Origin of the sequence: Kitasatospora sp. NPDC088779 (genome assembly GCF_040685395.1) — a bacterium.
Lineage (GTDB): Bacteria > Actinomycetota > Actinomycetes > Streptomycetales > Streptomycetaceae > Kitasatospora.
On record NZ_JBFBHW010000018.1, the window covers coordinates 165,558 to 172,347 of the forward strand.

5 protein-coding genes and 1 pseudogene are annotated in these 6,790 nt (G+C 71.0%); 3 read left to right on the top strand and 3 right to left on the bottom strand.

Features of this window, described 5'->3' with window-relative positions; all coding sequences use genetic code 11:
* Nucleotides 1–118: 118 nt before the first annotated feature.
* The 3 genes from efeO to efeU all read left to right on the top strand — a co-directional run bounded on the left by efeO (nucleotide 119) and on the right by efeU (nucleotide 3,566).
* Nucleotides 119–1,267: an iron uptake system protein EfeO gene (efeO, locus tag AB0P03_RS19605; protein WP_363629889.1), complete on the top strand. Its 1,149-nt coding sequence runs from the start codon at nucleotides 119–121 to the stop codon at nucleotides 1,265–1,267.
* Nucleotides 1,268–1,374: 107 nt separating this feature from the next.
* Nucleotides 1,375–2,697: an iron uptake transporter deferrochelatase/peroxidase subunit gene (gene efeB, locus AB0P03_RS19610; protein ID WP_363589518.1), complete on the top strand. Its 1,323-nt coding sequence runs from the start codon at nucleotides 1,375–1,377 to the stop codon at nucleotides 2,695–2,697.
* A gap of 35 nt (nucleotides 2,698–2,732) precedes the next feature.
* Complete coding sequence (efeU, locus tag AB0P03_RS19615) at nucleotides 2,733–3,566, top strand: iron uptake transporter permease EfeU (RefSeq protein ID WP_363629891.1); 834 nt, start codon at nucleotides 2,733–2,735, stop codon at nucleotides 3,564–3,566.
* Nucleotides 3,567–3,660: 94 nt separating this feature from the next.
* On the opposite strand, the gene AB0P03_RS19620 is transcribed toward efeU, so the two are convergent.
* The 3 genes and pseudogenes from AB0P03_RS19620 to AB0P03_RS19630 form a co-directional block, all read right to left on the bottom strand.
* Nucleotides 3,661–3,933 (bottom strand): hypothetical protein, encoded by a 273-nt coding sequence (locus AB0P03_RS19620; RefSeq protein WP_363629893.1) that lies wholly within the window; start codon nucleotides 3,931–3,933, stop codon nucleotides 3,661–3,663.
* Between the two features lie 144 nt (nucleotides 3,934–4,077).
* Complete coding sequence (locus AB0P03_RS19625; protein ID WP_363629895.1) at nucleotides 4,078–6,639, bottom strand: FtsX-like permease family protein; 2,562 nt, start codon at nucleotides 6,637–6,639, stop codon at nucleotides 4,078–4,080.
* A 59-nt stretch (nucleotides 6,640–6,698) separates the two neighbouring features.
* Nucleotides 6,699–6,790: pseudogene (locus AB0P03_RS19630) on the bottom strand (ABC transporter ATP-binding protein); the annotation flags it as partial.

Genomic DNA, 6,790 nt, shown 5'->3' on the forward strand with positions numbered 1-6,790 from the left:
AAGTTTTTACGTAAGGTATGCCTTAGCTAAGGCGGGGTTGTCGCTGGTTCGACGCCCCCACCGGTGCTCAGCCCTGCCCCGCCCTGGCACACCCATGCCCTTTTCCGTTGGAGCCCGCATGTCCGCCCGTCGCCGTTCCACCGCAGCCGCGCTGCTCACCCTCGCCGTGGCGACCGCCGCCCTGGCGGGCTGTGCGGCGAAGAAGGACGACAAGGCGGGCGGCGCGGACGCGGTCAAGATCAACGCGACCGACACCGCCTGCGAGGTCTCCAAGACCAGCTTCCCGGCCGGCCACGTCGTCCTGGACATCAGCAACAAGGGCGCCAAGACCACCGAGGTCTACGTCTACGGCGCCGGCGACAAGATCATCACCGAGCGCGAGAACATCGGCCCCGGCACCAAGGCCACCATCAACGCCGAGATCAAGGCCGGCTCCTACGAGATCGCCTGCAAGCCCGGCATGGTCGGCGACGGCATCCGCCAGAAGATCACCGTGACCGGCGAGGGCGCCAGTGCCGCCGCCGCCGACCCGCGCCTGACCGCCGCCGTCGACGCGTACCGCACGTACGCCCAGCAGCAGGCCGACGCCACCATCCCGGCCGTCGAGGCCTTCGCCGCCGCGATCAAGGCCGGCGACGTGGAGAAGGCCAAGTCGCTGTACGCGCCGTCGCGCACCGGCTGGGAGCGCACCGAGCCGGTCGCCGAGAGCTTCGGCGACGTCGACCCCAAGACCGACACCCGCGAGGACAAGCTGGAGGCCGGCCAGGAGTGGACCGGCTGGCACAAGCTGGAGAAGTCGCTCTGGGCCGACGCCAAGATCGGCGACGACGAGAAGAAGCTCGCCGACCAGCTGGTCAACGACCTCAAGGACTGGCAGAAGAAGATCCCCGAGGCCGAGATCACCGCGACCAGCATGGCCAACGGCGCCAAGGAGCTGCTGGACGAGGTCGCCACCAACAAGATCACCGGCGAGGAGGACCGCTACAGCCACACCGACCTGGCCGACTTCCAGGCCAACGTCGAGGGCGCGCAGAAGGCCTACGAGCTGCTGAAGCCGGTCGCCGCCGAGAAGGACCCGGAGCTGGCCAAGACCCTGGACTCCGAGTTCACCGCGATCCAGGCCCTGCTCGCCAAGTACAAGCAGGCCGACGGCACCTTCACCTCCTACGACAAGGTCACCGAGGCCGAGCGCAAGACCTTCTCCGACGCGGTCAACTCGCTGGGCGAGCCGCTGTCGAAGCTGGCCGCCGCCGTGGTCGTCAAGTAACGACCGCGGCCCCACCCGAGCACCGTCCCCACCCCACCGACGCCGTGGCGGCCCGAAGCGGCCGCCACGGCATCGGCGAGTCAGCACAGAGAAGGATCCGCCCGCCGATGGACGCCGAGAACGCCAAGGGCACCGAGAACCCCGAGAACCCCGAGGGCACCGCGAACGCCCCGGCCGCTGCCGCCGGGGGCGCCGTCAGCCGACGGGCCGTGATCGGCTGGGCCGGCGCGGGCGTCGCGCTCGGCGCCGCCGCCGTCGGCTCGGTCGCCGCCGCCACCCGGCAGGACGACCCCGCCCCGGCGGCGGCCGCCCAGACCGGCGCCGAGGTGCCCTTCTACGGCGAGAACCAGTCCGGCATCGCCACCCCGGTCCAGGACCGCCTGCACTTCGCCGCCTTCGACGTCTCCGAGAAGGCGACCCGCGAGTCGCTGGTCAAGATGCTCAAGGAGTGGACCAAGGCCGCCGCCGCGATGACCGGTGGCCGCGAGGTCGGCACCGGCGCCGCCGACGGCCTGCCCGAGGCGCCGCCGGACGACACCGGTGAGGCCCTCGGCCTGCCCGCCTCCCGGCTCACCCTCACCATCGGCTTCGGCCCCACCCTGTTCGACCAGGACGGCGTCGACCGCTTCGGCCTCCGCGCCAAGCGCCCCGAGGCCCTGATCGACCTGCCGAACTTCAAGGGCGACAAGCTCGACCCGCTGCGCAGCGGCGGCGACCTCTGCGTCCAGGCCTGCGCCGACGACCCGCAGGTCGCCGTGCACGCGATCCGCAACCTGGCCCGGATCGGCATGGGCACCGTGAACATCCGCTGGTCCCAGCTCGGCTTCGGCAAGACCTCCTCCACCACCCCGGACGCCCAGACCCCGCGCAACCTGCTCGGCTTCAAGGACGGCACCCACAACATCGCGGGCACCGACGGCGCCGGGCTGGCCGAGCACGTCTGGGCCGCCCCCGGCGACGGCCCCGAGTGGATGACCGGCGGCTCCTACCTGGTCGCCCGGCGGATCCGGATGCACATCGAGACCTGGGACCGCGCCTCGCTCAAGGACCAGGAGGACACCTTCGGCCGCACCAAGGGCGAGGGCGCCCCCTACGGCAAGGCCAAGGAGCACGACGCGCCGGACCTCAAGGCGATGCCCGCCGGCTCGCACGTCGCCCTGGCCCACCCGGACGCCAACAACGGCCTGATGATCCTGCGCCGCGGCTTCTCCTTCACCGACGGCACCGACGGCCTCGGCCGCCTGGACGCCGGCCTGTTCTTCCTCGCCTACCAGCGCGACACCCGCAAGGCCTTCGTGCCGCTCCAGCAGCGGCTCGCGGCCGGCGACAAGCTCAACGAGTACATCCAGCACGTCGGTTCCGCCCACTTCGCCTGCCCGGCGGGCGTCCGCAAGCCCGGGGAGTGGTGGGGCCAAGCGCTCTTCGGCTGATCCCCCGCCCCGTTCAACCCCCCGAGGAGAGTGCCGTGTTCGGCAACTACCTGATCGGCCTGCGCGAAGGCCTCGAAGCCAGCCTGGTCGTCTGCATCCTGATCGCCTACCTGGTCAAGACCGGCCGCAGGGACAAGCTGCCGCCGGTGTGGATCGGCGTCGCATCCGCCGTGGTGCTCAGCATGGTCTTCGGCGCCGTGCTGCAGTTCGGCTCCTCGCAGCTCACCTTCGAGGCCCAGGAGGCGCTGGGCGGCTCGCTGTCGATCATCTCGGTCGGGCTGGTCACCTGGATGGTGTTCTGGATGCGCCGCACCGCCCGGCACCTGAAGACCGAACTGCACGGCAAGCTGGACGCGGCCATCGCCATGGGCACCACGGCCCTGGTGGTCACCTGCTTCCTGGCGGTCGGCCGCGAGGGCCTGGAGACCGCGCTGTTCATCTGGTCGGCGGTGCAGGCCACCAACGACGGCTACAACCCGCTGATCGGCGCCGCGCTCGGCCTGCTCACCTCGGTGGTGCTCGGCTGGCTGTTCTACCGCGGCGCGCTGAAGATCAACCTGGCCAAGTTCTTCACCTGGACCGGCGCGATGCTGGTGGTCGTCGCGGCCGGCGTGCTCGCCTACGGCGTGCACGACCTCCAGGAGGCCGGCTGGCTGCCGGGCCTGCACAGCGTGGCCTTCGACATCAGCAGCACCATTCCCAAGGACAGCTGGTACGGCACCCTGCTCAAGGGCGTGTTCAACTTCCAGCCGGACCCGACCGTGCTGCAGCTCGTGGTCTGGCTGCTCTACCTGGTGCCGACCCTCGCCGTGTTCTTCGGCCTGTTCGGCGGCAAGGCGAAGCCCGTCGCCGCCAAGCCGGCCGCCTGACCCCTCCGTTCGGCGAACCGCCCCGCCCCGTCCGGCACCCCGCCGGGCGGGGCGGTGTCGTGTGCGGCGCTATGTCCCGTACGGGCACGCGGCGCTATATCCCGTACACGCAGAGGAAGACGATGAAGGCGACCAGCCCGACGGCCGCGGCGATCCACGGGCCCGGCGCGAACTCCTGTCGGACGTACCCGGCGTCGTGCGTCTGCGACAGGTGCTCGGAGGCCTTCGCCTGCGCACCGAACGTCGCCGACCTGCGGTAGCCGCAGCTCTCGCAGACCACGCGCCGGGTGTTGTTCCGCCCCGAGACGACCTTCACCGCGTGCTGGTGCCCGTGCGGGTCCTCGCCCGTGAACCGGCTGGTCTCCATGCCTTGGCCCCCTTCGCCTCGCCCCTGTGCGCGCGAGCATCCTTGCACGCACCACCGACAGCCGTACCCCGGTGGGACCGGGATACGCCGGAGCCCCGGACGGTCCTCGACCGTCCGGGGCTCCGGCGCGCTTGCGGGGGGCGTCTACTCGCTCTTGATCGCGCCCAGGATGTCCATCCGGGCGGCCCGGTGGGCCGGCCAGAGGGCGGCCAGCAGGCCGATCACCGCGGCCGCGACCAGGAAGCCGACGATCTGCAGCGGCGGCACCACGGTGGTCATGTTCTTGAACGAGTCGGCCATCGTGCGGTTGCCCGCCCAGGCCACCAGGATCCCGAGCCCGATCCCGACCGCGCCGCCGAACAGCGCGATCAGCAGCGACTCCAGCCGGACCATCCGGCGGATGCCGATCCGGTCCAGGCCGATCGCCCGCAGCATGCCGATCTCCCGGCGCCGCTCGAACACCGACATCGCCATGGTGTTGACCACGCCGAGCACCGCGATCACCACGGCCATCCCGAGCAGCCCGTACATCATGTTCAGCATGCCGGTGATCAGCTGACGGTTCTCCGCCTTGATGTCCTTCTCGCCCTTGACCGCGATCAGCGGGTTGCCGCCGGTCGCGTCGCGCAGCGCCTGCTTCAGCTTCTCGTCCGCGCCGTTGGCGCCCTTCACCAGGACCTTCGCCGGGCCGGAGCCGGGCAGCGCGTGCGGGCCCACCACGTTGTCCGGGGCGATGATGTTGGCCAGCGCGCTGTTGGCCTCCAGCACGGCGCCGACGGTGAGCGAGCCCTTGGTCTTGTCCGGGTAGGTGACGGCCATGGTGTCGCCGACCTTGAAGCCGAGGCGTTCGGCGGTGCCCGAGCTCATCATCAGCTTGCCCTGCTTGAGGGCGTCCGCCGAGCCGTCCTTGACCTTGACGGTGGCCAGCTGGCCGATGGTCGCGGCGTCGACGCCCGTCAGGAACTCGTAGTCGGAGTCGCCCTTGTCGGTCGTCACCCGGATTTCGCGCATCACGCTCATGGCGCTGACGCCGGGCGCCTTGGCGATCTGGCTGGCGACCTCGGGGGAGAGCTTCGAGCCGTTCTGCATGGCGACCGTGAAGTCGGCCTTGAGGTCGTTCGCGGTCGCCGCGTCGACGGCCTTGTTCACCGAGGCGCCGACCACGGTCAGCGCGGTGATCAGGGTGACGCCGATGGTCAGTGCCGAGGCGGTGGCCGCCGTCCGGCGCGGGTTGCGGATCGCGTTCTCCTGGGCCAGCTTGCCCGGCGTGCCGTAGACCTTGCGCAGCAGCGGGGCGAACAGCGCGATCAGCGGCCGGGCCAGCAGCGGGGTCAGCACGAACACGCCGATCAGCAGGGTGCCCGCGCCGAGCCCGACCAGCTTGTACTCCTTGCCGCCCGCGCCCGCGGCCAGGGCGCCCGCGCCGGCCAGCGTGAACAGCAGGCCGATCGTGTTGCGCACCCGCAGACTCTTCTGGGTGGCCGGCTGCTCGACCGAGCTCATCGCGGCCACCGGGGCGATCCGGGCGGCGCGCACGGCCGGCAGCAGGGCGGACAGCACCGTCACCAGGACGCCGACGGCCAGGGTCACCGCGATGGTGAGCGGCTTGATCACCAGCGAGCCCTGCGGCATGGTGTCGTCCATCGCGCTGACCAGCGACTGCATTCCGGCGCCGATCCCGATGCCGGCGAGCAGCCCGGCCGCCGAGGCGAGCAGGCCGACCAGTAGTGCCTCGACCAGCACGGAGCGGGTGATCTGCCTGCGGCTGGCGCCGATCGCCCGCAGCAGTGCGAGTTCCTTGGTGCGTTGGGCGACCAGCATGGTGAAGGTGTTGGCGATGATGAAGATGCCGACGAACAGTGAGATGAAGGCGAAGACCATCAGGAAGGTGCTCAGGACCTTGGTGCCCTGCTGGATCATCCGGTCCTGCTCGGCGGCGAGCTCGCGCCCGGTCTTCGCCTCGATCGAGTCGCCCTGCGGGGCGGTCTGCTTGACGGCGGCGAGCAGCGCGGTGTCGTCCGCGCCCGGCTTGCTCTTGACGTCCAGCTCGGCGTAGCGGCCCGGGCTCAGGTAGAGCTGCTGGGCGGTGGCGGTGTCGAAGGCGGCCAGCGAGCCGCCGGCCAGCACGCGCGGGTCGTTGGTGGTCAGGGTGCCGGTGAGCTTGAGCTCCATCACCGGGCCGTTGACGGCGACCCGGACGGTGTCGCCGACCTTGTAGCCGCCCTTCTCGGCGGTATTGGTGTCCAGTGCGATCTCGCCCGAGCCGTGCGGGCCGCGGCCGTCGACCAGCGGGTAGCGCGGGTCGGTGCCGTCGGCGCCCGGCACGTAGTTGGTGCCGGTGGTGGAGAAACCGTTGCCGATCAGCGCGCCCTTCTTGTCGGCGATGCCGGCGAAGCCGCTGACCACGCCGCGCGCCTCGGCGGCGCCGGGCAGCGCCGCGACCGCCTTGCGGATTTCCTCGGTGAGGGCCGGGCCCTCGGAGTCCTCGCCCGTGTGGTCGTAGGCCTGGCGGGCGGCGTCGCGGTCGCTGACCGTGACGGCGATGTCCGTGTAGCTCTTGGAGTTCTGAGTCCTGAGCGCGTTGCCGAAGGTGTCGGAGAAGACCATGGTGCCGGCGACGAAGGCGGTGCCGAGCAGCACGGCGAGCATCGTCATGAGCAGTCGGCCCTTGTGGGCCAGCACGTTGCGCAAAGCGGTGCGGTACATGAGGGGGTGTCAGTCCTGGGGTTCTCGAAGGTCGGGGGCGCCGGGGCCAGCGGGACGCTCTAGCTGGTGCGGCCCTTGGCGTCGAAGCGGCGCATGCGGTCCAGGACGGTGTCGGCGGTGGGGTGGTGGAGTTCGTCGACGATGCGGCCGT

Coding starts and splice junctions, on each gene's coding strand:
- efeO (WP_363629889.1), top strand. CDS start 119: ATGTCCGCCCGTCGCCGTTCCACCGCAGCCGCGCTGCTCACCCTCGCC.
- AB0P03_RS19620 (WP_363629893.1), bottom strand. CDS start 3,933: ATGGAGACCAGCCGGTTCACGGGCGAGGACCCGCACGGGCACCAGCAC.
- AB0P03_RS19625 (WP_363629895.1), bottom strand. CDS start 6,639: ATGTACCGCACCGCTTTGCGCAACGTGCTGGCCCACAAGGGCCGACTG.
- efeB (WP_363589518.1), top strand. CDS start 1,375: ATGGACGCCGAGAACGCCAAGGGCACCGAGAACCCCGAGAACCCCGAG.